We start from the raw sequence: 2,263 nt of genomic DNA on the forward strand, positions 1-2,263 counted from the left end.
GTGACGTTTTTCGCCTCGCTACGGTGCCCTAAAAACTGCTACTTCTGCTTCAATCCCAACCAAGAAGACTACGAGCGTTTCTTGCAGGAGAAGCGCGATATGGTGCGCGAGCTGGAGCAAGCCCATGCAGCAGGCGCCTGCTTCGAGTACCTGGCGATTACCGGCGGCGAGCCGATGCTGCACGAGGCGGACGTACTGGCGTTTCTGGAACGGGCAGGGCAGCTGTATCCCGCTGCTCATACGCGCCTGTACACGAGCGGCTACGGTATCGACGAAGGCTCGCTTGGGCGCCTGACCGAGGCGGGGCTTGACGAGATACGATTCAGCATCAAATTGGAGGACGACGACCGGGAACGCGACGAGCTACGGGGGCGCATCGCGCTCGCGGTTGGCAGGGGCTTTGATGTGATGGTGGAGATGCCGGTCATTCCCGGTACGCTTGAGGTTATGAAGCGCCTGCTGCTTGACCTTGCGGCGATCGGTGCATGCGGCATCAATCTTTTGGAGTTCTGCTTTCCTCTCTACAATGCTCCGGAGTTCGCGAAGCGTGGCTTCAAGCTGCGCAAGCAGCCGTACCGCGTGCTGTACAACTACTGGTATGCGGGCGGCCTGCCGTTGGCGGACAGCGAGGCCGAGGCTCTCGAGCTCTTGCGCTTTGCAGCTGATGAGCAGCTTGATCTGGGTGTCCACTATTGTTCGTCGGACAATAAGAATTCCGGGCAGCTGTTCCAGCAGAATGCGGCGTTTCTACGTGGAGGCGACGTGCGGGAGAGGTACGCGTACCTGTCGTTCGATGGCGATGACTTTCTGCTGAAATGTGCCAAGGCGTTTGGCTCGTCGGTCGAGGCGGTGCGTGCGGTGCTGGATGAGCTCGCGGTGAAGCGCAGCGAGCCGATTGCCTATGAAATCGACGATGCGGTTCCGATGATCTCGTTTCCACTGGTGGAGGTATCTGCGATAACGGAATGCCTGCCGGGTGCCGAACTGGCGCAGAGCTCCCAGGTGCTTGAGCCCGATGATGCCGGGTACCGTTTGCGCGAACTTGCGGTTGAACCCTTGCAGGGCTAGGGGAAGGTAAGGGCCATGGGCGGCCCGACGGTTTACACGGCGGGAGCACTTTCAAAGCGCGTGGCGCGCAAGTTCACGCTGTCAAACATCCTGACGATCAGATAGTTGCGTCTGACATCGAGGAATTGTTGCGACGCAACCCGCCGGCGGGCAATTCGGCCGAAGCGGTGGATAAACGCACGTAGTGCGTGTGCCGCGTCGACGGCCCGCTCTCTCCAGGAGGGCGAGAGACGCTACGACACTGACGGGATCATCCTGTTCTGCGATAGCGGCGGCGATATTGCCATGCAGTGGGAGCAGTGCATGGCCAGCGCTCTCTGTCTGGCGCTGAGCTTGGCGGTCATTGTGCTGGTCGGGTTTGAGATTATTTTCCACAACACCGAGAAGATGAACGTGGTGCTCTCGGCGCTGCTTACCATAGTGCGCGCCGTGTTCGGCTGGCGGGGAAGTGGGGTGCGCGGCGACGTAGTGTCTTAGAAAGCCGCCCGATTATCCCTTGGAAGCTTATATCGGGGCCGAAGCCAAAGCAGGCCACCGGCGAAAAACGACCGATGACCTGCTGAAATTCATGGTGGGCGATGAGGGATTTGAACCCCCGGCCTTGTCCTTGTAGGTCAGGAATAAAGGTATGCGCTCAACGCACGCCCTTCGCTGCGCCTGATCGCGCGTGCTTTGAGGCACGCCCGCCCGTCTGTTGGGGGGTTGTATAGCGCATGGCTGGTTCAGGGCATTCTACGTGTCCGTATGTCTTGCCTATAGGATGAAATAGCCTTCTGAACTGGTGCGATTGGATATTGGAATATCGCTAGCGCCGACGCTTAGGCGCTCTGGCCACGCTATAATGGGCGTGCGGTGCTTCGCTTGCCGGGTGGCATCCCCGAAAGGGGGTGGCTACGATGGATACTCAAACGGTCATTGCGGTTTGTGCTTTGGTGTCAGTTGTTATCGGAATTGTTGGCTTAACCAACCGAAAGAAGTGAACGGTGTTGCTGAATAGAAAAAACCGGGTGACTTTGCAGAGGCTCCCGGTTTAGACTGAAGCGATGCTGCCCGGTATGCCGGGGCACCGTATGAGTGTATCTTAGCATATCCTCCATATGTGGTGCAGGGCATCATACGATCTTCGCAGCATCAGGCAGGTAACGGTTGCGAACGGTTGCGAGGCTGTGGCGAACAGAACGGGGCTTCGAGGGCT

Annotated in this window: 2 protein-coding genes; both read left to right on the top strand. The window is 58.7% G+C overall.

What is annotated here, in order from left to right:
• Positions 1-1,068 (top strand): radical SAM protein (locus RR842_RS14090; RefSeq protein ID WP_332730207.1); only part of this gene is annotated, 1,068 nt, incomplete at its 5' end.
• A gap of 303 nt (positions 1,069-1,371) precedes the next feature.
• Positions 1,372-1,545: a hypothetical protein gene (locus RR842_RS14095; protein WP_332730208.1), complete on the top strand. Its 174-nt coding sequence runs from the start codon at positions 1,372-1,374 to the stop codon at positions 1,543-1,545.
• Positions 1,546-2,263 lie beyond the last annotated feature (718 nt).

Origin of the sequence: Gordonibacter sp., assembly GCF_036667095.1 — a bacterium.
Classification (GTDB): domain Bacteria; phylum Actinomycetota; class Coriobacteriia; order Coriobacteriales; family Eggerthellaceae; genus Gordonibacter.

What these genes read in the sequence shown, in the direction of transcription:
- RR842_RS14095 (WP_332730208.1), top strand. Translation starts at nt 1,372, where the DNA reads ATGGCCAGCGCTCTCTGTCTGGCGCTGAGCTTGGCGGTCATTGTGCTG.